The organism is Aeromonas sp. DNRA1 (assembly GCF_963888745.1).
Lineage (GTDB): Bacteria > Pseudomonadota > Gammaproteobacteria > Enterobacterales > Aeromonadaceae > Aeromonas > Aeromonas hydrophila.
Window position 1 is genome coordinate 896,394 of sequence record NZ_CAWPKQ010000001.1, and the last position, 21,525, is coordinate 917,918.

At 62.6% G+C, this 21,525-nt stretch carries 20 protein-coding genes and 1 riboswitch; of the genes, 11 read left to right on the forward strand and 9 right to left on the reverse strand.

Annotated features, from left to right (window positions below):
• Positions 1-165: 165 nt before the first annotated feature.
• The 4 genes from AACQ43_RS04030 to AACQ43_RS04045 all read left to right on the forward strand — a co-directional run bounded on the left by AACQ43_RS04030 (position 166) and on the right by AACQ43_RS04045 (position 4,804).
• Positions 166-762, forward strand: coding sequence for a hypothetical protein (locus AACQ43_RS04030; protein ID WP_168966073.1), 597 nt, complete (start codon positions 166-168; stop codon positions 760-762).
• A gap of 308 nt (positions 763-1,070) precedes the next feature.
• Positions 1,071-2,105, forward strand: coding sequence for an OmpA family protein (locus tag AACQ43_RS04035; protein ID WP_011705194.1), 1,035 nt, complete (start codon positions 1,071-1,073; stop codon positions 2,103-2,105).
• A gap of 431 nt (positions 2,106-2,536) precedes the next feature.
• Positions 2,537-3,538 (forward strand): porin OmpA, encoded by a 1,002-nt coding sequence (ompA, locus tag AACQ43_RS04040; RefSeq protein ID WP_016349943.1) that lies wholly within the window; start codon positions 2,537-2,539, stop codon positions 3,536-3,538.
• Between the two features lie 210 nt (positions 3,539-3,748).
• Complete coding sequence (locus tag AACQ43_RS04045; protein WP_168966075.1) at positions 3,749-4,804, forward strand: OmpA family protein; 1,056 nt, start codon at positions 3,749-3,751, stop codon at positions 4,802-4,804.
• 140 nt (positions 4,805-4,944) lie between these two features.
• Here the strand turns inward: AACQ43_RS04045 and AACQ43_RS04050 are convergent, their stop codons facing one another.
• A complete protein-coding gene (locus tag AACQ43_RS04050; RefSeq protein ID WP_011705191.1) occupies positions 4,945-6,639 on the reverse strand; it encodes an NAD-dependent malic enzyme in 1,695 nt (564 codons plus the stop codon).
• 68 nt (positions 6,640-6,707) lie between these two features.
• Positions 6,708-7,565, reverse strand: coding sequence for a helix-turn-helix transcriptional regulator (locus tag AACQ43_RS04055; RefSeq protein WP_168966077.1), 858 nt, complete (start codon positions 7,563-7,565; stop codon positions 6,708-6,710).
• A gap of 120 nt (positions 7,566-7,685) precedes the next feature.
• On the opposite strand from AACQ43_RS04055, the gene AACQ43_RS04060 reads away from it, so the two are divergent.
• The gene (locus AACQ43_RS04060) at positions 7,686-9,065 is read left to right on the forward strand and encodes an MATE family efflux transporter (protein ID WP_168966079.1); all 1,380 of its coding nucleotides are present in this window, start codon (positions 7,686-7,688) and stop codon (positions 9,063-9,065) included.
• 150 nt (positions 9,066-9,215) lie between these two features.
• Positions 9,216-9,464, forward strand: coding sequence for a YciN family protein (locus AACQ43_RS04065; RefSeq protein ID WP_005298586.1), 249 nt, complete (start codon positions 9,216-9,218; stop codon positions 9,462-9,464).
• 34 nt (positions 9,465-9,498) lie between these two features.
• Here AACQ43_RS04065 and AACQ43_RS04070 read toward each other — a convergent pair whose 3' ends face one another.
• A complete protein-coding gene (locus tag AACQ43_RS04070) occupies positions 9,499-10,638 on the reverse strand; it encodes a GGDEF domain-containing protein (protein WP_168966081.1) in 1,140 nt (379 codons plus the stop codon).
• A 246-nt stretch (positions 10,639-10,884) separates the two neighbouring features.
• Between AACQ43_RS04070 and AACQ43_RS04075 the strand changes: the two genes are divergently transcribed.
• Together AACQ43_RS04075 and AACQ43_RS04080 are read left to right on the forward strand one after the other, a co-directional pair.
• A complete protein-coding gene (locus tag AACQ43_RS04075; RefSeq protein WP_029301526.1) occupies positions 10,885-12,282 on the forward strand; it encodes a nucleobase:cation symporter-2 family protein in 1,398 nt (465 codons plus the stop codon).
• Positions 12,283-12,382: 100 nt separating this feature from the next.
• Complete coding sequence (locus AACQ43_RS04080; protein WP_168966083.1) at positions 12,383-13,084, forward strand: lipoyl protein ligase domain-containing protein; 702 nt, start codon at positions 12,383-12,385, stop codon at positions 13,082-13,084.
• Between the two features lie 108 nt (positions 13,085-13,192).
• Here AACQ43_RS04080 and AACQ43_RS04085 read toward each other — a convergent pair whose 3' ends face one another.
• Positions 13,193-14,569: an alanine/glycine:cation symporter family protein gene (locus AACQ43_RS04085; RefSeq protein ID WP_016349936.1), complete on the reverse strand. Its 1,377-nt coding sequence runs from the start codon at positions 14,567-14,569 to the stop codon at positions 13,193-13,195.
• Positions 14,570-14,676: 107 nt separating this feature from the next.
• A riboswitch (glycine riboswitch) is annotated at positions 14,677-14,787 on the reverse strand.
• A 497-nt stretch (positions 14,788-15,284) separates the two neighbouring features.
• Between AACQ43_RS04085 and AACQ43_RS04090 the strand changes: the two genes are divergently transcribed.
• Positions 15,285-16,436 (forward strand): type III PLP-dependent enzyme, encoded by a 1,152-nt coding sequence (locus tag AACQ43_RS04090; protein WP_011705184.1) that lies wholly within the window; start codon positions 15,285-15,287, stop codon positions 16,434-16,436.
• A 69-nt stretch (positions 16,437-16,505) separates the two neighbouring features.
• On the opposite strand, the gene AACQ43_RS04095 is transcribed toward AACQ43_RS04090, so the two are convergent.
• Together AACQ43_RS04095 and AACQ43_RS04100 are read right to left on the reverse strand one after the other, a co-directional pair.
• Complete coding sequence (locus tag AACQ43_RS04095; RefSeq protein ID WP_168966086.1) at positions 16,506-17,474, reverse strand: calcium/sodium antiporter; 969 nt, start codon at positions 17,472-17,474, stop codon at positions 16,506-16,508.
• A gap of 124 nt (positions 17,475-17,598) precedes the next feature.
• Positions 17,599-18,072: a peroxiredoxin gene (locus AACQ43_RS04100; RefSeq protein ID WP_158197772.1), complete on the reverse strand. Its 474-nt coding sequence runs from the start codon at positions 18,070-18,072 to the stop codon at positions 17,599-17,601.
• A 126-nt stretch (positions 18,073-18,198) separates the two neighbouring features.
• Between AACQ43_RS04100 and AACQ43_RS04105 the strand changes: the two genes are divergently transcribed.
• Complete coding sequence (locus AACQ43_RS04105) at positions 18,199-19,125, forward strand: phenylacetate--CoA ligase family protein (protein WP_168966088.1); 927 nt, start codon at positions 18,199-18,201, stop codon at positions 19,123-19,125.
• Positions 19,126-19,188: 63 nt separating this feature from the next.
• On the opposite strand, the gene yfcD is transcribed toward AACQ43_RS04105, so the two are convergent.
• On the reverse strand, positions 19,189-19,692 hold the full coding sequence (gene yfcD / locus AACQ43_RS04110; protein ID WP_168966090.1) for an NUDIX hydrolase YfcD: 504 nt from the start codon (positions 19,690-19,692) through the stop codon (positions 19,189-19,191).
• Positions 19,693-19,880: 188 nt separating this feature from the next.
• On the opposite strand from yfcD, the gene AACQ43_RS04115 reads away from it, so the two are divergent.
• Positions 19,881-20,096: a DUF1107 domain-containing protein gene (locus tag AACQ43_RS04115; protein WP_016349931.1), complete on the forward strand. Its 216-nt coding sequence runs from the start codon at positions 19,881-19,883 to the stop codon at positions 20,094-20,096.
• Between the two features lie 56 nt (positions 20,097-20,152).
• On the opposite strand, the gene AACQ43_RS04120 is transcribed toward AACQ43_RS04115, so the two are convergent.
• Positions 20,153-20,479 carry a DUF2845 domain-containing protein gene (locus tag AACQ43_RS04120; protein ID WP_168966092.1) on the reverse strand — a complete coding sequence of 109 codons (327 nt, stop codon included), beginning with the start codon at positions 20,477-20,479 and terminating at the stop codon, positions 20,153-20,155.
• Positions 20,464-21,477: an ABC transporter permease gene (locus AACQ43_RS04125; RefSeq protein WP_168966094.1), complete on the reverse strand. Its 1,014-nt coding sequence runs from the start codon at positions 21,475-21,477 to the stop codon at positions 20,464-20,466. Before AACQ43_RS04125 ends, AACQ43_RS04120 begins: the two co-directional genes overlap by 16 nt.
• Between the last annotated feature and the right edge of the window lie 48 nt (positions 21,478-21,525).

A 21,525-nucleotide genomic window follows, 5' to 3' on the forward strand; every position in this document is an offset into this window, starting at 1 on the left:
TCGAGCCTCTATCTTTAATCAGCGTCTTTCGACGACAACCCTTGCAAACATCGGGGATGGTAATCGCTCAACCGCCTCAGGTAAACAGTCTCGAAAAGAAACCTTTATTGTTGCCACAGGAATAACTCGTATAATTCGCCGGCTATCCCTTAAGAGTAAGAACTCATGGCGCTTCCCGGCATAATCTCCTGTTTACACCCAGTCACCTCCCCCGCAGAACTCGCTCGCCAACTGCAGCAAGGCCAGCAGACTCGTGCCGAAGCCTTCTGGTTGCCCGCAGCGCTGCACGATCAGGCGACAGCAGTTTTGGCTGCGCTCGATGACAAGAGCAGCCTGTTTCTTGAGCAGCCCGCAACCGGGCTGCCATTGCGCAGTCACGACGGCGTCATGCAGGAAGATGGAACCCTGCTGCTTGGCAATGGCCAGCATCTGGCGCTGGCCAAAGAGCCGGGCGATGGCGGCCTGGTCCCCGTCAACGGGCTGGCCGAGATGGCCGACTGGCTCGAAGCAGGCCACCTGCATTTCTGCTGTTCAGCTGCGGTGCAGCCTGTGGCGCGGGCCATCCTCAACATCTGGCCGCTCGATCCCTACCTGGCCCGTCATTTTTTGTGCAGTTTTACACCCTTACTGTGCGAAGCAACCGAGGCCGATTACCTGGCCGTGTTCCAGGCGAGGGAATTTCCCGCCATGGCGCAATCTGACTGGGTTCAGGCCTATATGAAACTCGAGAAGAGACTGCACCGAGCCTATTTGGATCACTAATTAATTTGGATAAACAGCCAGTTATCCACACGACACAATTTGCCATATGGATTATGTGTGAGCTTGATCATGTTTTGAAATCGGCATAGAGTGCGCCACGTCATCGGAATGACATCGGCTGTTCGTGAAGGGTTGAAGGCATTGCTTACGCTGCCACCCGCTCGCTTGTGCACCAGGAATGTGTGCCTCCCGGATGGATCCGGGATCCCTGCCAGACTCAACGCTGTTGTTCGGCAGAGCCTGCAGCTTACATAAATTAAAAAGTGCGAAGCACGTGAACAACGTGCCATCTCAACGAGGATTTTTTTATGATGAAAATGGCTCCTTCCCTGATCGCCATCGCCATGGCTGCCATGGGTGCAACTGCAGCTCACGCCGCTGACGACATCTACTTCGGTGCCGGTGCCGGTGCTGCCCACTTCAACGGTCTGAACAAGATCGGTGGTGGCGGTTACGCTGGTACTGAAGACGCTGCTGCTGCCAACGCCTTCGTCGGTTACAACTTCACCGAAAACTTCGGTACCGAGTTCGGCTACCAGTACGCTGGCCGCGGCAACACCGATGGTCTGCGTTACGAGAACCAGGGTGCCACCCTGTCCGGTATCGCTCGTCTGCCGCTGGGCGGCGACTTCTCTGCCTTCGCTGAAGGCGGCGCCTACTGGGCTCACACCGATGGTCTGGGCACCAGCGACACCAAAGTATCCCCGCTGGCCGGCCTGGGCGTGACCTACAAGGTTAACGACGCGCTGGATCTGCAAGCTCGTTACCGCTACATGTGGGACGTGGCTGACCTGCACGCAGGCGATGCCCCGGACGACGTACGCTACAAGTCCAACCAGAGCGTTGCGACCCTGGAAGCCGTTTACCACCCGTTCCGCACTTCCTACGTAGCCCCGGCTCCGGCCCCGGTTGTTGAAGAAGCGCCGGCTCCGGCTCCGCAAGTTGTCGAGAAGAACTTCGCCCTGAACTCCGACGTGCTGTTTGCCTTTGGCAAAGACAGCCTGAAGCCGGAAGGCGTTGCTGCCCTGAACGGTCTGTACCAGCAAATCGTTGAATTCCAGCCGAAAGATGGCAACGCTGTTGTCGTTGGTTACACCGACCGCATCGGTTCCGACGCTTACAACCAGAAGCTGTCCGAAGCCCGCGCTCGCACTGTTGCCAACTTCCTGGTCAGCAAAGGCATGGCCGCCAGCAAAGTTGCTGTTGAAGGTCGTGGTGAAGCCAACCCGGTTACCGGCACCAAGTGCAACGGCGTGAAAGCCAAAGCTCAGCTGATCTCCTGCCTGGCTCCGGACCGTCGCGTTGAAGTTCGCGTATCCGGCGTACAAGAAGTTCAGAAGTAATCTGACTCCGTTCAGATGATGCGAAAAGGGGATGCCACGGCATCCCCTTTTGTTTGTCTCCCCGCCACCAACTGACCAAAAACACAGCAAGGCGCGTCACTTTCTGTCAAATCATTTCCCTCTTCCGGCTTTCTGCTACTTCGTGCAGAGCCGCGCCAGCGCTGGATATCTGTACAGAAACTTGATCAACACGAGTCAAAAGAATACAGTAACTCCGCTTGTAAGGCATTGGATGAACTATTAAAAGTGCTTCCGGCCCGGTTAGTTGTCCATGGAGCCAAGGCTTCGTGAGTATCCAGGAACCATCTCTTTTTTCATTCAGGCCAACCGTGGTTCACCATGGAGGTCACAGCTGAATTGTCACTTGTGACCGGTATAACTGAAGAGTGCGCAGTACGCCCTAGCACGGCAAACTCAACGAGGATAAAACGATGAAAATGAAAATGGCACCCGCCCTGATTGCTCTGGCCATCGCGGCCATGGGGACTTCCACCGCTCAGGCTGCCAACGACTGGTATACAGGTATCGGTGCTGGTTGGGCTTATGGCCACGACCTGAACGACTTTGGCAAAGATGCCGACAAGGATGCCACCGCGCTCTCCCTGTTTGGCGGCTACAACTTCAACGATAACTTCGGCGCCGAGCTGGGTTATCTCTACGCCGGCAAGGGTGGCGTCGATGGCGTTGACTTCAAGACCCAGGGCGCAACCCTGTCCGGTCTGGCTCGTCTGCCGCTCGGCGACATCTTCTCCGTGTTTGCAGAAGGCGGCGCCTACTTCAACCACGTCAACGGCAACGGCAGCAGCGACAACGGTACCGCGCCGCTGGCCGGTCTGGGCGTGACCGCCAAGCTCTCTGATCTGATCGATCTGCAGGCCCGTTACCGCTACATGTGGAACCTGGGTGACGAGCAGAAGACCTGGGAAACCAACATGAGCGTGGCCACCCTGGAACTGGTGATGCACCCGAACCGCTCCACTTACGTGGCACCGGTAGCAGCCCCGGCTCCCGAGCCGGTTCCTGAGCCGGTCGTGGTCGACAAAAACTTCGCCCTGAGTTCAGACGTGCTGTTTGCCTTCGGCAAATCCACTCTGAAACCGGAAGGCGTGGCCGCCCTGAACACCCTGTATCAGCAGATCGTCGACGTACAGCCGAAAGATGGCAGCGCCGTGGTCGTCGGTTACACCGACCGCATCGGCTCCGATGCCTACAACCTGAAGCTGTCTGAAGCCCGCGCCCGTACCGTGGCCGACTTCCTGGTCGGCAAGGGTCTGCCTGCCGGCAAGGTAGCCATCGAAGGTCGTGGCGAAGCCAACCCGGTCACTGGCACCCAGTGCAACGGCATCAAGGCCAAGGCCCAGCTGATCGCCTGCCTGGCCCCGGATCGCCGCGTAGAAGTACGCGTCACCGGCGTACAGCAAGTCACCCAGTAAGTCACCTTGGTGACCGAAAAGGAGGCCATCTGGCCTCCTTTTTTATTGCCTGGCGCTCACCCTGAACACCTCGGCTGACCAGCAGATCCCGCTCATTGCCATCCTCGATACCACCTAAGTGGTTAAAAAACCTGCATCGCCTATAAATAGTGGTGGTTGTACACAACAGGGCTTGCGCCCTACTACACCAGACATCGACGAGGATACGCGATGAACATAAGAGTAAAACCTGTTTGGATTGCACTGGCACTGGCAGCCACGGGCGCACAGGCGGCGCCGGACAACGACTGGTACGCCGGGGTGGGGGGTGGCTGGGCCATCGCTCACGATCTGGGTGACTTTGGCAAGGATGCGAGCAAGGACGCCACCGCGCTCTCTCTGTTCGGCGGCTACAACTTCACCGAAAATCTGGGGGCCGAGCTCGGCTACCTGTCGACTGGTGACTGGGACGTGCAGGGCAACGACTTCAGCAGCCAGGGCGCCACCCTGTCGGTGATTGGTCGACTGCCGCTGGGGGATATCTTCTCGGTGTTCGCCGAGGGCGGCGGTTATGTCTACCACGTCAAGTCCATCAACGGCGGCGACAACAACCTGACTCCGCTGGCCGGCCTCGGCCTCACCGCCAAGCTGCACGACTGGGTCGATATCCAGGCCCGCTACCGCTACATGGTCCGGGTCGGCGACGATCCCGACAATGACAAGGTAGGCAGCGGTACCCAACGCTGGGTCAGTGACATCAGCACCGCCACCCTGGAGCTGGTGATCCATCCCAACCGCAGCAAACCGGTTGAGCCGGCCCCCGCGCCCATGGTCGTTCCCCCGCCACCGCCCGCTCCCGAGCCGGTGGATCAGACCTTCAACCTGAGTTCGGACGTGCTGTTTGCGTTTGGCAAGGCGGAGCTGAAACCGGAGGGGATGCAGGCGTTGGAGTCGCTCTATCAGCAGATAGCCGACGTCAAGCCCAAGGATGGCAGTGCCGTGGTGATGGGCTACACCGACCGTATCGGGTCGGATGCCAACAACCAGGCGCTGTCGGAGGCCCGCGCCAGCACGGTCGCCAACTTCCTGATCGGCAAGGGGCTGCCCGCCGACAAGGTGAGCATCCAGGGCAATGGCGAGAGCAACCCGGTCACCGGCAGCCAGTGTGATGCCATCAAGGCCAGGGCCGCCCTCATAGACTGCCTGGCACCGGATCGCCGAGTAGAAATCAGGGTCACCGGCACTCAGGGTGCCCCCGAGGCAGCCGCCGCCCCGGCCGAGCAGTAATTCCAGCCACGAAGAGAGCACAGTGCCAGACGTGTGAAGAGGTGCAGATAACAACAGGTGGTGAGCAAGCCCACCCACAACGCGATGCACAAAAAAGGGATGCCGAGGCATCCCTTTTGCTTTGCGTCTTCCCGCAGAAATCAGAAGGAGGTGCGGCGATAACGACGATACTCGGGGCGCCAGAAATTGGCCTCGATGGATTGATCGATCACCTCGTCAGGAGTCTGTACCGCCTTGCCCTGCAGCATGGCGGTCTTGGCCACCATCTTGGCGATATAGCGGGAAACCTGGTGAATGTCCGCCAGATCCGGCAGCAAGGAGCCCTCCTCCCCCTTCACCAGCGGCGAGCACTCCGCCAGCGCGCGGCTGGCCGACATCAGCATGGCATCGGTCACCCGGGTGGCGCCGGCGGCGATGACGCCAAGGCCGATCCCCGGGAAGATGAAGGAGTTGTTGCACTGGGCAATGACGTAGCGCTTGCCCTTGTACTCCACCGGTGCAAACGGGCTGCCGGTGGCCACCAGCGCCTGACCGTCGGTCCAGCGGATGAGATCTGCCGGTGTCGCCTCGACCCGGGAGGTGGGGTTGGAGAGCGGGAAGATGATGGGACGGGCACAGTGCTTGTGCATGGTCTTGACCACCTCTTCGGTGAACAGCCCCGGCTGCCCGGAGACCCCGATCAGGATGTCCGGGCGACCGTGCTCCATCACCTCCAGCAGGGAGATGTTGTCCCCCACCGGCCAATCGGCGATGCGCTCCACCGGCTGGGAGAGGCGGCGCTGGAAGTCGAGCTGGTTGGGGATCTTGTCGGTGATGAGGCCGAAGCGGTCCACCATGAAGACCCGGCTGCGAGCCTGGGCATCGGTCAGCCCCTCGGCTTTCATCTGCGCCACGATCTGCTCGGCGATGCCGCAACCGGCGCTGCCGGCGCCGAGGAAGGCGACCCGCTTCTCGGAGAGCTTGGCGCCGGAGGCCTTGCAGGCGGCGATGAGGCTGCCGAGCGTCACGGCGGCGGTGCCCTGAATGTCATCGTTGAAGCAGCAGAGCTCGTTCTTGTAACGATTGAGCAGCGGCATGGCGTTGTTCTGGGCGAAGTCCTCGAACTGCAGCAGGATGTCGGGCCAGCGGCGCTTGACCGCCTGAATGAAGGCGTCGACGAACTCGGCATACTCTTCACCCGAGATGCGCGGATTGCGCCAACCCATGTAGAAGGGGTCATTCAGCAGCTGCTGGTTGTTGGTGCCCACGTCCAGCACCACCGGCAGGCAGTAGGCCGGCGAGATGCCACCACAGGCGGTGTAGAGCGACAGTTTGCCGATGGGAATGCCCATGCCGCCGATGCCCTGATCGCCGAGGCCCAGGATCCGCTCACCGTCGGTGACCACGATCACCTTGACGTTCTGCTTGGTGGCGTTTTGCAGCATGTCATCGATCCTGTCCTTGTCCGGATAGGAGATGAAGAGGCCACGGGCGCGACGATAGATGTTGGAGAACTCCTCGCACGCCTTGCCGACGGTCGGGGTGTAGATGACCGGCAGCATCTCGGTCAGGTGGTTGGTCAGCAGCCGGTAGAACAGCGTCTCGTTGGTGTCCTGGATGTTGCGCAGGTAGATGTGCTTGTCCATGTCGTTGCCAAACGCCATGAACTGACGGTAGGCCCGCTCGGCCTGCTCTTCAATGGTCTCGATATTCTGGGGCAGCAGGCCTTCGAGGTTGAAGTTGCTGCGCTCTTCGCTGGTGAAGGCGCTGCCCTTGTTGAGCAGCGGGGTCTCCAGCAGGGCCGGACCGGCATAGGGGATGTAGAGGGGACGTTTCTGGTTATTATCTTCAAACATGGATCGGGTACCTAAACGATGACCTGGACGAAGGAGTCCGCCGATCCTATGGGCTTGCGCCATTAATTTCAAAGAGTTTGCACATCCGTTGCAAAAGGTTTGCGACCCAGGCGACGAAAGGCGCCGGGGGTCAGACCAGTGAGCCGGCGAAAGCGGTTGGCAAAGTTGGCCCCATCGCTGTAACCGACCCGGCCGGCCAGCTCACTAAGCGGCCAGTTGGTGTAGAGCAGCAGCTGGCGCGCCTTGTTCATTCTAAGCTCAGTCACCTTCGCCATGGGCCCCATGCCGAACGCCTGCTGGCAGAGCCGATGCAGATGGGGCACCGAGCAGGCCATCTGGTCGGCGAGCAGAGCCACGCTCCATGGCTCGTCGAGGCGCGCCTCCACCCGGCGAAACAGCGCCTGCAACCTGAGCTCCGGGGTGCCGCGCACCTCCCCCTGCAGGGTGCGCTCCAAGAGCGCCAGCAGCAGGCTCAGCAACTGGGGCTGCAGCGGGGAACGAGTGCCCTCCCCCTGCATCAGGCTGAGCAGGTGGTAGAGCTGCTCCCCTTCCTCCCCTTGCCAGATGCGGTGGCCGAGCCGGTGCAGGTGCTGCCAGCGCGGCACGTCATCCAGCAGGATCCAGCTGGTGCGCCACTGTGCCCCCACCAGCTTGAGACCACCGGGCACAGCCGCCGGCAAGAAGATGAGCGAACCGGCCGGAATGGGCTGCTCGCCACCATCGGTGAGCAGGGCGCCCCCCTCGTCGTGGCTCACCATCAGGATGTGAAACTCCGGTCGATTGCGACGGATCAGGTAGTGGTCGCGGATGCTCGAGAGCCCGGTCAGGAAGATACCCGCCTCGCCCAGCAGCGGCAGCCCTTCGCGCCCCAGCATACGCTCCTCGCAGGCAGGGGCGATTTCCAGACACTCGCTGACAAACGGCATAACACCTCAACAGGATAGTTTGACACAAGAAAGCCGAGAGAGGCTCACAGTGAAGCCGCCCGCCACTCCCCCTATCATACCCATGACAAACCTTGCTTTTTATCTACCCGGTTAACATAAATGAATTATTGGCAAGCGATTTTAAAACAAACCACCGATCGTGAGTTCATGACCCGATTGTGGCGGCTGGCCCTGCCGGTCTCGCTGCAGTCCATGATGTTCTCCCTGCTTGGCCTCATCGACATCATGATGGTGAGCCAGCTTGGCACCACGGCTGTGGCGGCGGTCGGCTTGGGTAACCGGGTCTTCTTCTTCAATCTGCTGGTGATAGCGGGACTCTCGGGCGGGGTCTCGGTGTTGGCGGCACAGTATTACGGTCGTGGCGAGATGGCCGGGGTGCGCCGCTCGCTGGCGCTGGCGCTGGTGGGGGCCCTGCTGGTGAGCCTGCCGTTTGCCCTCGTCTACGTGCTCTCACCGGGCTGCGTGCTCGGCTTTGCCAGCCAAGAGCCCGCGCTGCGCGAGCTGGCCGATCAGTTTCTGATGATCACCGGCGCCACCATCCTCTGCACCGCCGTGGTGGTGCCGCTGGAGTCGGCGCTGCGCTCGGTCGGCAATGCCGCCGCCCCCACCCGCATCGGCATCATCGCCATCATCGCCAACGTCATCCTCAACTACGCCCTCATCTTCGGCCATTTCGGCTTCGAGGCGATGGGGGTGGCCGGCTCGGCCTGGGGCACCACCCTTTCCCGGCTGCTGCAAACGACCCTGCTGCTGCTCTACGTGAGACGCTACGAGGCGCGCCTGATCCCGCAAAAAGATGACTGGCTGGCCGCCTTCAAGCGTAAGGAGGTGGTGCGCTTCACCCTGATCGCCCTGCCGCTCTTGTTCCACGACGGGCTCTGGGCCTTCGGCATGCTGCTCTACGGCTTTCTTTACGCGCACCTTGGCACCGACTCGCTGGCCATCATGACCACCCTCGGCACGCTGGAGAGCATCCTCATCTCCCTCTTCTTCGGGCTGGCGGTGGCCTGCTCCACCCTGCTCGGCCACCGGCTCGGGGCGGAAGAGTACGAGATTGCCTGGCAACACTCTCAGCTGTTCCTGCTGCTCGCCCCCATCGGTGCCCTGCTGGTGGGGATCGCGGTCTGGCTGCTGCAGACCCACCTGCTGCAGTGGGTCGGCAACCTGCCGGGCGAGCTGATGACGGAAGCCGGCCAGGTGCTCGCCATCATGTGTCTGGGCATGCTGCTCAAGGTGTTCAACATGGTGGGCATCATAGGGGTGCTGCGCTCGGGCGGGGATGTGAACTACAGCATCTTCATCGACATCGTCGGCATGTGGTGCATCGGCCTGCCGCTCGCCTGGGGCGCAGTCAACCTGCTCGGCTGGCCCCTCTCCTGGGTGGTGGCGGTGGTGCTGCTGGAGGAGCTCAGCAAGGTGTTGCTGGTGCAGCGCCGCATTCGCCAGCGCCGCTGGCTCAGAAATCTGGTGCTGGGATAAGGGAAGAGAGCAAAGCGGGAAAATGCGGGGTCATATCAATGACAGAAAATCCCCGTTTGCAGTATGCTGGCCCCCTCTTCAATCAGAGGCAGGGCGCACCGCGTGCAGCGACATTATGCCCCTGCCCAGTAGTCGTTTAAGGAGACGAGCATGCAACCACAAAAAGAGCTGATCACCGAGACTGCCCTGCTGGAGATGGCCAACAAGATCATCAAGGAACACGAAGACTTCATCCACGGCATGCGTGCCGATTCGGTGGAGCAGAAGGGGGAGATCCTGGTGTTCAAGGGGGAGTTCTTCCTGGCCGAAGATGGCACCCCGACCGGCAAGACCATGGCGGTGTTCAACATGTTCAAGCTGCTGGCCCAGCAGCTCTCCGGCAAGTACCAGCTGGGCTGAGCCCGCTCAACCCCGCTCAAGCAAGATGCCGCCCTCAGGCGGCATCTGTCTGTAGGACGGCAGGCAGAGCCTGCTTGCCACCTAGCTCCCCCACCACGCAGTTGCGCCCGGCCATCTTGGCCATGTAGAGGCACTCGTCAGCCCGGTTGAGCAGATCCTCCACCCCCTCGCCGCGCAGGGCCAGAGTCAGGCCGATACTCACCGTCACCTCCAGCAGTTCGTCGGAGGTAGGGCTTTTCACCAGCCGCGCTTCCACCGCCACCCGCAGCCGTTCGGCCACCCGCTTGGCCTGGGCCAGCTCGGCGCAGTTGGGCAGCAGGATGGCAAACTCCTCACCGCCGTAGCGGCCCAGCACCATGCCGGGCTCCAGCTGCTCAGCCAGGGTCGCCGCCACCTCCTTGAGCACCGCATCCCCCGCCAGATGGCCGAAGGTGTCGTTGATGCGCTTGAAGCGGTCCAGATCCAGCAACAGCACCGCGAACGGCGTCTGCTTGCGGATCATGCTCATCCGCGCCTTCTCCAGCTGTTTCATCAGCAGGCGGCGGTTCATCATGCCGGTCAGCTCGTCGGTGGTGGACTCCCGGTAGAGTTGCAGCAGCATGTTGAGCTGGCCACACTGCACCCAGCTGCTGGCCAGGGCAAACAGCCCCAGCAGCCAGATCTGGTTGAGGGTCTGCACGCTCCAGAGCGGCTGCCCCACCAGCAGCCAGTTGCCGGCCAGCATGGTGACCAGAATGCCCCCTGCCAGCTGCAGGCCGAGGGAGAGCGGGATGGGGAAGATGGCGAACAGGCTGATGAGCAGGTAAGGGAAGGCCATGTAGCCCGCCTGCAGTTCCTGATCCGCGCCGAAGCTGTGCAGGCAGATGAGGGAGAAGAACATCATCACCGCCATCAGGTAGCCGAGCGCCAGCTTCATGCGTTCGCGTCTGAAGTGGATGAGGTAGGAGAAGGGGATGAGCGGGGAGAGGGCGAGCAGGCAGAAGATCCGGGCCTGAAACAGTTCATCGAACTGGGCGGAGGGCAAGGTCAGCCAGTCCACCACCGCCCAGGCGGGCAGGCCCACCATCAACAGACAGGTGAGCAGCCGAAGACGCACCGTCATAAAGCCCATGCGGGTCAGGGTAAAATCTTCGGAGTGGGCACGGGCACTCCAGAACTCCGACAGCTTCAGCATCCAGAGCCTCCAAATCGCAACAGAGGGCTCATTCTACGCCGTGCGGCGGCAAAATCCTATGCAACCGGTCCCATTTCCGGGCGAGCGTCGTCACACAAACCGGCGGATCATAATCGCCACGCGCAAACGTTTCAACCCATCAAAAAATAAACCCGTTGCAACCCGAATTAGCGCTGGTCAGCCCGTTCTCAATCACTAAAATAGCGCCCAATTTTCTGCCCCCTCCCCCACACATTCGAGGTATTTATGGAACAGGCTGCCGCCGTACGCGCAACCCGAGAGGCCCATCCACCCAGGCGAGCCCACAGCGAACTGGTCTACGGCATAGAGGATGTCCCGCCCCTGCCCCAGACCCTGTTCGCCGCCCTGCAGCATATGCTTGCCATGTTTGTCGCCATCATCACTCCCCCTCTCATCATTGCCAACGCCCTCGGCCTCCCTGCCGCCGACACCCGCTATATCGTCTCCATGTCGCTGGTCATGTCCGGCATTGCCTCCTTCATCCAGACCCGCCGCTTCGGCCCCCTCGGTTCCGGCCTGCTCTCGGTACAGGGCACCAGCTTCAACTTCCTCGGCCCCATCATCGCCTCCGGCCTCGCCCTCAAGCAGGCGGCCATGCCCACCGAGGATCTGCTGGGCACCCTGTTCGGCACCATGCTGGCAGCAGCCCTGACCATCGTGGTGATGAGCCGCTTCCTGCACCTGGTCAAACGGATCATCACCCCGCTGGTCACCGGCATAGTGGTGTTGCTGATCGGCCTGACCCTCATCAAGGTGGGCCTCATCAGCATGGGGGGCGGCTACGGCGCCCTGTCGGATGGCAGCTTCGCCAGCCACACCAACCTCTTCCTCTCCCTGCTGGTGCTCGGTCTCATCGTGCTGCTGCAGCGCAGCCGCAACCCCTGGCTGCGCCTCTCCGCCATCATGATCGCCATGCTGGTGGGCTATGCGGTGGCGCTGCTGCTGGGCAAGGTCAACGTCCCCACCTTCGACGGCCCGCTGCTGATGGTGCCGATCCCGCTCCACTACGGGCTCGGCTTTGACTGGCAGCTGTTCGTGCCGCTCGCCATCATCTTCGTGGTGACGGCGCTCGAGGCCATCGGCGACATGACCGCCACCTCCGACATCTCTGGCGAGCCGCTGGAAGGGCCTGTCTACATGGAGCGGATCAAGGGTGGCGTGCTGGCCGATGGTGCCAACTCCATGCTGGCGGCGGTGTTCTCCACCTTCCCCATGTCCACCTTCGCCCAGAACAACGGCGTCATCCAGCTGACCGGGGTGGCCAGCCGTCACGTCGGCCTGTTCATCGCCGCCATGCTCGCGCTGCTCGGCCTGTTCCCGGCGGTGGCGAGCCTGGTGCAGCAGATCCCCGAGCCCGTGCTGGGGGGCGCCACCATCGTCATGTTCGGCACCATCGCCGCCGCTGGCGTGCGCATCATCTCCCGTGAGGAGCTCGACCGCCGCGCCCTGATGATCCTGGCGGTATCGCTGGCCATGGGCCTCGGGGTGGCACAGGTGCCGGAAGTGCTGCAGCACCTGCCGGATCTGGCCAAGAGCGTGCTCTCCTACGGCGTCGCCACCGGCGGCCTCACCGCCATCATCATGAACCTGCTGCTGCCCAAACGCGCCGCTGCACAGGCCTGACACTCCGCCATCCTTGTACCAAAGCCCCGCCATGCGGGGCTTTACCTTGTTTGCCCCCGCGCGTACTGTGCTTGGCAGCCTCTGCCAAAGGATGCCTTTCATGCCTTATACCCTGCTTCCCTCCCTGCCCAGCAGCCATACCCCGGATCAGGTCCTGGCCGAGGAGCAGCGCTGGCTGCGAGAGTGTGCCCATGACCGCCAGCCCCGAGCTCACCTGTGGCAGGCGCCCCAATGCCTGATTGTCACTCGCAAAGATACCCGCCTCCCCCATTACGAAGCCGCCTGCAAACAGCTGGCAGACGAAGGCTGGCCGGTGCATGTGCGCGACAGCGGCGGTACCGCCGTGCCCCACGGGGCGGGGATCCTCAACCTATCCCTGCTGCTGCCCCGCACCACCACGGATCTGGCTCACTACTACCGGCTGCTGGGGGCGCCGCTGCTGACCCTGTTGGCGGAGTACGGCCTTGAGGGAAGCTATGACTTCGTGCCCGGATCCTTTTGCGATGGTCAGTACAATCTGGTGATCGGGGGTCGCAAGGTGACCGGCACCGCCCAGCGCTGGCTGGCGCCGGGTCAGGATCACGGTGGTGCCGTGCTGGCCCAGGCCATGCTGCTGGTGGCCGGCAATGTGGACCAAGGCACCCGGATGGCGAGTCGCTTCTACGAGCTGGCGGGCGGCGAGCTGCGCTTTCTCCCGGGTACCTCCACCACCCTGGCGCAAGCCATAAACTGGCAAGGGAGCGAGGACGAACTGGTGGAGAGGGTGCGAACCCGGCTCACAGCGCTGCTGACCCAGGAGTGAGCCCAGCGCCCTGCTGCCGGGCACCACAACCTGCCCCTCATCAAAAACGCCAACAAAAAAAGCCACGACCCGGGTCGTGGCTTTTCGTTGGAATGGATGATCGCAGCGTCAGGCCGTCTGCGGCTCGGGCTCGGACTCCGTATCCCGGTCCCGGCTGAAGTAGGCGCGGGTCTCGGCGATCACCACGTGGCGCAGGCCGATGAGACCGATGAGGTTGGGCACCGCCATCAGGCCGTTGACGATGTCGGCCAGCAGCCAGATCAGGTCCAGATGCAGGAAGGCACCGCTCGCCACCAGCACCAGATAGATGAGGCGGTAGGGCTTGATAGCCTTCACCCCGAACAGGTACTCGGTGCAGCGCTCGCCGTAGTAGTTCCAGCCAAGGATGGTGGTAAAGGCGAAGAACAACAGGCCGATGCTCACCAGATACTGGCCGACATGGGCATCGAGCCCCTGGGCAAAGGCCAGACTGGTCATGGCCGCGCCGCTCACATCGCCGCTCCACACCCCGGTCACCACCAGAGTCAGGCCGGTCATGGTGCAGATGATGATGGTGTCGATGAAGGTACCGGTCATGGAGACCAGTCCCTGCTCCACGCACGAATCTGTCTTGGCTGCCGCTGCCGCAATGGGGGCAGAACCCAGTCCCGACTCGTTGGAGAAGACCCCGCGCGCCACCCCGGACTGGATCGCCAGCATGATGCCGGCACCGACGAAGCCGCCGGTGGCCGCATGGCCGGTGAAGGCACTCCCGATCACCAGGGCGATCGCCTCCGGCAGGGCAGCGGCATTGTTCACCAGCACGCCGAGACAGGCGACGATGTAGAAGATGGCCATGAAGGGCACCACCTTGCTCGACACGCTGGAGATGGACTGGATGCCCCCCAGGGTCACCAGCGCCACGATCAGGGTCAGCACCACGGCGGTCACTTCACGGGGTACCGAGAAGGAGAGGCTCATGGCGTCACTGATGGCGTTGACCTGCGGGAAGGTGCCGATGCCGAAGAAGGCGACGCCGATGCCGAACAGGGCGAACAGCTTCGCCAGCGGCCTGGAGCCGAGCCCCTTCTCCAGATAGTACATGGGGCCGCCGGCCATCTGGCCGTTGGCATCCTGCTGGCGATATTTCACCGCCAGCAGGCACTCGGCGTACTTGGTGGCCATACCGAACAGGGCGGCCATCCACATCCAGAACAGGGCACCCGGGCCGCCGAGCTTGATGGCGGTGGCCACCCCGACGATATTGCCAGTGCCGATGGTGGCGGAGAGGGCGGTGCAGAGCGCGCCGAAGCTGGAGACATCCCCCTGCTTGCCCTGACCCTGATCGCGGCCAAAGACCAGCCGCAGGGCGAGCGGCAAGCGCACCACCTGAAGCAGACCCAGACGCAGAGTGAGGTAGATACCGGTCCCGACCAGCAGGATCAGCAGGGGTGGCCCCCAGATAAAGCTATCGATGGCGGTTAACGCCGATTGAACTGATGACATGCATCCTCCTTAAGAAACAAAAATTAAGGAGGAGAAGGATGATCTTCCCATAGGTGTCGCGATCGGCCAGAGGCGATCGGATGCGGGCCAAGCCCAGGTACAACCATCCCATCCCCTCTGTCCTTTTGCCTGAGAGTTTCCGGCGCCAGATTGCGATGCAATCACGGTGCCTTGCTCCTTCGGCGCCCGATTCAACGGGTCTCTCCAGAGTATCGTCCAGTAGCAGTCCACACCGGTTGCCCAGTACCTGAAAGATTCACTTCTTCGGTGGATGGTTGCCCATCGCTCTCCTGCTACCTTCATCCGAACTAGTTTGGATTAGGAAGCGGGCATGGTAATCCAAAAAATGTGAGCTGTCTCCCACTCGGCCACCCCGGCCGCCGTTTTTTTTCGCACCGAACCATCTGTTATTTGTTCGTTAACTATCAATAAGTTATTCCCACTTACCGCAGATGGCCCAGCTTCACTAACCGATACGGCTGCCATATCAAGATGATATTTCGTCTCGACCAGAAAAACTTGCCGATATATCCAATCAAAAGGGTTGCACACAAACGCAATAAGCCGATAATCCCGCGCATAACTAAGCACTTTGCAATGGAGTTATGCAATGTGCCTGGTTGGTCCCTCCGGACCGCTCGCCTGAGCCGGCCGTCGCCGGTTCAACCCCATATGGCTTGGGCATATCACGCCCCCTAAGGATGACCAAAAGAGAATGAACGAGACCCTGGTAGCACAAGATTACCGTCAGCTGGTTGAACAGTTCGGCTCCCCCCTGCTGCTGCTCGACAAGGCAGCCGTCCGCAAACAGTATCGGGCCCTGGCGGCCGCCCTGCCCGATGTACGATTGCACTATGCACTCAAACCCCTGCCCCACGAGGCAGTGGTCTCTGTCTTGAAGGAAGAGGGGGCCTGTTTCGACCTGGCCACCAATGGCGAAGTGGATCTGGTGCGCAGTCAGGGGGTCCGCCCGGGACGCTGCATTCATACCCATCCCATCAAGCGCGACAGCGACATCCGCTATGCGCTGGAGTACGGCTGCACCGTGTTTGTCTACGACAACCCGCTGGAGCTGGAGAAGTTCATTCCCTACAAGGACGAAGTGAAACTGCTGCTGCGAGTCAGCTTCCCCAACCCCGAGACCAAGGTCGATCTTTCCAAGAAGTTCGGCTGCACTCCGGAACAGGCGCTGCCGCTGCTGCAGCTGGCCCACGCCAAGGGGATCAAGGTGATGGGGCTGTCATTCCACGTCGGCTCGCAAGTGCCCCATGCCCGTCGCCACGTGCAAGCCATCGACGCCTGCCGCGAGATCATGGAGCAGGCCTGGGAGCTTGGTCTCAAGCCCTGGGTACTGGATATCGGCGGTGGCTTCCCGGTGGATTATGAGGGCGGCGAGTTCGACATCGACGGCTTCTGCGCGCCGATCCGCGAGGCGCTGGCCAAGCTGCCGGCCACGGTGCAGAAGATTGCCGAGCCGGGCCGCTTCATCAGCGCGCCGGCCATGACCTCGGTCTCCAGCGTGATGGGCAAGGCCCATCGCGGCGACAAGATCTGGTACTACCTGGATGACGGCCTCTACGGCAGCTACAACGGCCAGCTCTACGATCACGTCACCTACCCGGTGAGCACCCCGCTGGCTCGCGGCGAGCTGCACAACTCGGTGCTCTCCGGCCCCACCTGCGACAGCGTGGACGTGATCCGTGACGGCATCATGCTGCCGGATCTGGCCATCGGCGAGCTGGTGGTAGGCCGGGTGATGGGAGCCTACACCTGGGCCTCGGCCTCCACCTTCAACTTCTTCCCCAAGGCGAGCATCCTCATTCTGGACAGCAGCCAGAAGGGACAGAAACTGGTGGCGGTCGCTTAAGCGCCATCGACAGGATGCAAAGAGGGGAAGCCGCGGCTTCCCCTCTTTCGTTTCATCCAGCCCAAACAGCTAGATGAACTGGCTGGCCAGCAACCAGCCGGTGTAGCCGACGAAGCAGGCGAGCAGCAGTCCCCCCTCCAGCCGGTTGATCCGCCCCTGGCCCTTGCGGCCCAGGCACATCAACAGCAGCAACAGGGTCAGCCCCATCATCACGCTCCAGTCGCGGGAGAGCACTTCCGGTGCTACGTCGAGCGGATGGATCCCCGCCGCGATCCCCACCACCGCCAGGGTGTTGAACAGGTTGGAGCCGAGCACGTTGCCAAGGGCCAGATCGTGCTCGTTCTTGCGAATGGCGATAAGCGAAGAGGCGAGCTCCGGCAGCGAGGTGCCGACGGCGACGATGGTGAGGCCAATCACCAGATCGCTGATGCCGAGCGCCTGGGCGATGGTCACCGCCCCCCACACCAGCAGGCGGGAGGCCGCAATCAGCAGCACCAGCCCGACGATGAGCCAGCCGATGGCCGCCTTGAGAGACATCCCCTCGCTGTCGATGCTCTCCTCGGTTTCCGCATCCAGCGCATCCCCCATGCCGCGCATGCCGGCCCGGATCGACCAGCCCATCAGGCCGACGAACACCACGCCGAGGATGACGGCGTCCGTGCGGTCCAGATGACCGTCCAGCAGCAGGGCGCCGGAGAGCAGGGTGATGCCGAGCAGGATGGGGATCTCCTTGCGCACCACCTGGGAGGCCACCGCGATGGGGCTGATCAGGGCGGTCAGCCCCAGGATCAGGGCGATATTGGTGATGTTGGAGCCATAGGCGTTGCCGAGCGCGAGGCCAGGGTTGCCCTGGGAGGCCGCCAGCGCCGAGACCACCATCTCGGGGGCCGAGGTGCCAAAGCCGATGATCACCATGCCGATCAGCAGCGGTGGCATGCCGGCGTAACGGGCGGTGGCGGCGGCACCATCGACAAACTTGTCCGCACTCCAGACCAGCAGCGCCAGTCCGGCAATCAGGGCAACAAAAGCCAGGGTCATAACATCTCCATTCCATCGCCAGCAAACGCAAGAGCCAGGCGATGGCCCGGCTCTTTGCAGAAGTGGGCCCAGTGTAGCGGGCCGACTTTCCATTTCAAGAAGAAATCAAACGACGATTGATATTTTACAGCGCCGCCAGCAGGCTCTGGGCATCCGACACCTCGAACTTGCCGGGCGCCTCCACGAACAGCTGCTCGACCACGCCATCGTTGGCGATGAGGGCAAAGCGCTGGGCGCGCACGCCACCAAAGGCCCCGGTCTCCTTGGCCAGACCCAGTGCCCGGGTCCAGCTGCCGTCGCCGTCGGCCAGCATGGTGATGGCCTCGGCGTTCTGGGCATCCTGCCACGCCTTCATCACGAAGGCGTCGTTGACCGACAGACAGCAGATGGCATCGACGCCCTTGGCCTTGAACTCGTCCGCCAACACCACATAACCCGGCAGGTGGGCGTTGGAACAGGTGGGGGTAAAGGCGCCGGGCACCGCAAACAGAACCACCCGCTTGCCACCAAACAGGCTTTGACTATCCCGCTGCTGCTTGCCCTCGGCGGTGATGAAGGTGAATTCGCCCGCAGGCAGGGCTTGGCCAATCGCTATCATGATCTCTCGTCCTCAACTGGATGGCAGGGGCTCCAGTCTACCCCACTCCCGTCATGTGACACAGACCCCGATCCCGTTCGCCTTTTGGACTAACCTTGAGCAGGATCAGCTGACCAAGGAGGCCTCATGCAGCACTATTACGATGGACTGGAAATTCGCCCCTCCGCCTTGCGAGAGCAGCAACAACTGGATCAACTCAATCACCTGCTTACCCATGTCGGCCAGTATTGCGCCGGTTATTCCAGTGCCTACCGCCAGCGCCGCCTGCAGGATCTGGGCGAGCTGACCAGCCTGCCTCTGCTCAACGCCAGCGAACTGTTCGCCGCCCAGCAGGCTCACCCGCCCTTTGCCGGCCTCACCGGCCGCCCCGCCAGCCAGGCGTTGCGGGTCTTTGCCTGCCCGGGTCAGCTGGCCATTCCCGAGTACGCCGGTGCCGACTGGTGGGGGGCGGCACGCGCCCTGTTCGCTGCCGGTTTCAAGGCCGGGGAGGTATTGCTCAACGGCCACGACTACCACATCAGCCCCACCGCCTTCATCTTCGACAACGGCGCCCGCCAGCTGGGTGCACCCGTGGTGCCCTGCGGCCCCCATGATACCGGGCGCCAGCTGGAGGCACTGCAGCGCTATGAGCCGACCGGGTTCGTCGGGCCGCTGGCGGTGCTGCTGGATCTGCTGGAGGCGGCAGAGCGAGCCGAGGTACCGAGCGACAGCCTGCGTTGCGCCCTGCTGTGCGAATCCTCTCACCCCGATACCCGGCCGCTGCAGGCGGTGCACGGTATCCGTGCGCTCAACTGCCTGTTGCTGCAGGATGCGGGGGTGATCGCCTATGAGAGCCAGCCCGGCCAAGGCTTCATCGTCAACGAGAACTACATCATCGAGATCATCGATCTGGCCAGCGGCGAGCCGGTCATCGGCGATGGCGTCGGTCAGCTGGTGGTGACCCGGCTCGATCTGGAATACCCGCTGCTGCGTCTGATCACCGAGTGGCAGGGCCACTGGCTCGCCGGCGCCAGTTCGTGCGGGCGCACCAACCGCCGACTCAGGCTGGTCTAACATCCCCCCCCCTGAAACAAAACGGGCAGCCACTGGCTGCCCGTTTTGCATGCTGGCTACGCGTCAGCGCCGCGCCTGCCAGGTGGCGATGGCGAGCAGGGAGTCGGGGGTAAATTCGGCGGCCCGCGCGGCGATCTCCGCCTGGCTCATCCAGCACACCTCGCTCACCTCTTCGGCCTGCAGTTGCAACGGCCCCTGATAGCGGCAACTGAAGAGACCGCCCCACACCCGATACCCCTCCCCTTCGGCATAGAAGTCACCGAATGCCTCGAGCGGCACATCGCGGATCCCCAGCTCCTCGGCCAGCTCGCGGCGAGCGGAGGGCTCCATCATCTCGCCCGTGGTGACCACGCCACCGGCGCAAGCATCCAGCATGCCGGGGCAGAAATCCTTGCTGAGGGTGCGGCGCTGCACCAGGATGCAGTCAGCCTCGTCGAGCACCAGGATATAGCTGGCGCGGTGGCAGAGGTTCTCCCGCCGCACCTTGGCACGCTCGGCAACCCCGACCACCCGATTGTTTCCATCCACCACATCCACCCATTCCACACGCAGACCCTTCTTGTTCATGGCGTTAAACTGCCCGCAGTATATCGGGGCAACGGCTTGCCATGGCAGCCTTTTTTCACTCCCGCCCCACACGAACGGCCAGTGCGGGCAGAAGACAAAGCGGATTCATACAAACCTCCACAAACTGTCACATCCGTGTCACCTGGCAACGCCATAGTGTGCCCTGTCCACGCAACAGGTGTTTTGTGATGAAGGTGTTCAAGAACTTGTCTCCCCGCCAGATTGCCCGCTACATCAAGAGCTTCCATCACGGCAGCTTCATGGTGGAGGCCCACGGGCGGTTCGAGTTCAGCGGCGGCGAGATCAATCTGGAGAGCCTGACCTGCCGGCAGACCCTGAGTCTGGCCCGGCAGATCAATCTGGAGGTTCGCGGCCTGCGTCACACCACCCTGCTGTTGGGGTAACTTCCATAGTCCTTTCTGTTTTGTAGTCTGCGTCCATGCACGTCTTTGCCCGCCGGCTACTCGCCGCGCGGGCCGTTTTCGATGTCGGTGATCACCCCGTTGCGCACGGTGACGAAGCGCATGAACTCGTTCTTGCCGAAGTTGTAGGTCCAGCGCTCCCCATACTTCACCTGCATCAGGTTGCCGAACTGATTCTCCTCGTTGCGGGTCAGCTCCTCGCGCAGCATGGGTTCGCCGCACTTGAGCAGCATCTCGGCGGTGCTGTCCCCTTCGGTGATCAGCGCATTCTTGCAGCGCATGGCGCCGGCACTGGCCGGCAGACTCAACAGCAGGGCCAGCAGGGTCCCGCCAACCAGCGGTAGTGACTTCATCGGTGACTCCATTTGAACAGGGCACTGCCCAGGGTGATGCAGCAGAGCGTAAACAGCAGGACCCAGCCCAGTGGCGCCGCCACCTCGGCCCAGCCTGCCCCTTCCAGCATGACGGCACGGGCCGCCGCGATGATCTGGCTGAGCGGCAGCCAGGCCGCCAGCTGCTGCAGCCAGGCGGGGGCCCCTTCCAGCGAGAACCAGACGCCGGAGAGAAACATCATCGGCATGCTGATGACGTTGAGCAGCCCGCTCGCCAGCTCCTCGTTCTGGATGCGGGCCGCCACCAGCAGGCCGAGGGACGCCATGGACGCCCCGCCCAGCAGGGCGATCAACAGCAGCAGCCAGCCCGAGCCCAGCAGCGGCACCCCGAGCAGGCCGTAGGCCACCAGAAACACCAGCAGGCTCACCACCAGGGTGATCAGGATGCGCGACAGCAGCTGGGCGCAGAGAAACTCGGCGGCCGAGAGCGGGGTGGCCCGCAGCCGCTTGAGCACCCCGTTCTTGCGGTAGCGGACGATGACGAAGCCTACCCCGAACAGGCCGGAGAACATCAGGTTCATGCCGATCACCCCGGGCAGCAGCCAGTCACCGTAGCGAATGGCGCGCCCGCTCAGGGTCTCTCGCGTGAGCTGCGCCGGCACGGCCTGGCGCAGCAGATACTCGGCCATGGCTCCCTGGGGGGCGTCCGGGTTGATCCAGTAACGGCCCGTGCCGGGCGAGAGCAGCAGATCCAGCTGATGGTGACGCACCTTGAGCCGGCCCTTCTCCTCCTCGTCATAGGGGATGATCTTGAGCAGCGGCACGGCGCGCAGCGAGGTATAGGCCGCGGGCAGCTCCCCCACCACCCCCATCTGCACCAGCGGCTTGGGCGGGCCGGAGAAGATGAGGGTAAACCCCAGCACCAGCAGCAGCGGAAAGGCCAGGTTCCAGACAAGCGCCGCCCGATCCCGCACGAACTCCAGGTTGCGGGCATAGAAGAGCGCCCCGATGCGCTTGAGGGATCCCGTCATCTGGTACTCCTTGGGCTGGCAGGCTGGGGCGACATGCAGACAGGCGCC

Bases quoted from the DNA above. Each gene is read 5' to 3' on its own strand.
- AACQ43_RS04100 (WP_158197772.1), bottom strand. From the start codon at position 18,072: ATGATAGCGATTGGCCAAGCCCTGCCTGCGGGCGAATTCACCTTCATC.
- AACQ43_RS04125 (WP_168966094.1), bottom strand. From the start codon at position 21,477: ATGACGGGATCCCTCAAGCGCATCGGGGCGCTCTTCTATGCCCGCAAC.
- AACQ43_RS04065 (WP_005298586.1), top strand. From the start codon at position 9,216: ATGCAACCACAAAAAGAGCTGATCACCGAGACTGCCCTGCTGGAGATG.
- AACQ43_RS04055 (WP_168966077.1), bottom strand. From the start codon at position 7,565: ATGCCGTTTGTCAGCGAGTGTCTGGAAATCGCCCCTGCCTGCGAGGAG.
- AACQ43_RS04115 (WP_016349931.1), top strand. From the start codon at position 19,881: ATGAAGGTGTTCAAGAACTTGTCTCCCCGCCAGATTGCCCGCTACATC.
- AACQ43_RS04070 (WP_168966081.1), bottom strand. From the start codon at position 10,638: ATGCTGAAGCTGTCGGAGTTCTGGAGTGCCCGTGCCCACTCCGAAGAT.
- AACQ43_RS04060 (WP_168966079.1), top strand. From the start codon at position 7,686: ATGAATTATTGGCAAGCGATTTTAAAACAAACCACCGATCGTGAGTTC.
- AACQ43_RS04075 (WP_029301526.1), top strand. From the start codon at position 10,885: ATGGAACAGGCTGCCGCCGTACGCGCAACCCGAGAGGCCCATCCACCC.
- AACQ43_RS04035 (WP_011705194.1), top strand. From the start codon at position 1,071: ATGATGAAAATGGCTCCTTCCCTGATCGCCATCGCCATGGCTGCCATG.
- AACQ43_RS04050 (WP_011705191.1), bottom strand. From the start codon at position 6,639: ATGTTTGAAGATAATAACCAGAAACGTCCCCTCTACATCCCCTATGCC.
- AACQ43_RS04085 (WP_016349936.1), bottom strand. From the start codon at position 14,569: ATGTCATCAGTTCAATCGGCGTTAACCGCCATCGATAGCTTTATCTGG.
- ompA (WP_016349943.1), top strand. From the start codon at position 2,537: ATGAAAATGAAAATGGCACCCGCCCTGATTGCTCTGGCCATCGCGGCC.
- AACQ43_RS04105 (WP_168966088.1), top strand. From the start codon at position 18,199: ATGCAGCACTATTACGATGGACTGGAAATTCGCCCCTCCGCCTTGCGA.
- AACQ43_RS04080 (WP_168966083.1), top strand. From the start codon at position 12,383: ATGCCTTATACCCTGCTTCCCTCCCTGCCCAGCAGCCATACCCCGGAT.
- AACQ43_RS04120 (WP_168966092.1), bottom strand. From the start codon at position 20,479: ATGGAGTCACCGATGAAGTCACTACCGCTGGTTGGCGGGACCCTGCTG.
- AACQ43_RS04030 (WP_168966073.1), top strand. From the start codon at position 166: ATGGCGCTTCCCGGCATAATCTCCTGTTTACACCCAGTCACCTCCCCC.
- AACQ43_RS04090 (WP_011705184.1), top strand. From the start codon at position 15,285: ATGAACGAGACCCTGGTAGCACAAGATTACCGTCAGCTGGTTGAACAG.
- AACQ43_RS04095 (WP_168966086.1), bottom strand. From the start codon at position 17,474: ATGACCCTGGCTTTTGTTGCCCTGATTGCCGGACTGGCGCTGCTGGTC.
- yfcD (WP_168966090.1), bottom strand. From the start codon at position 19,692: ATGAACAAGAAGGGTCTGCGTGTGGAATGGGTGGATGTGGTGGATGGA.
- AACQ43_RS04045 (WP_168966075.1), top strand. From the start codon at position 3,749: ATGAACATAAGAGTAAAACCTGTTTGGATTGCACTGGCACTGGCAGCC.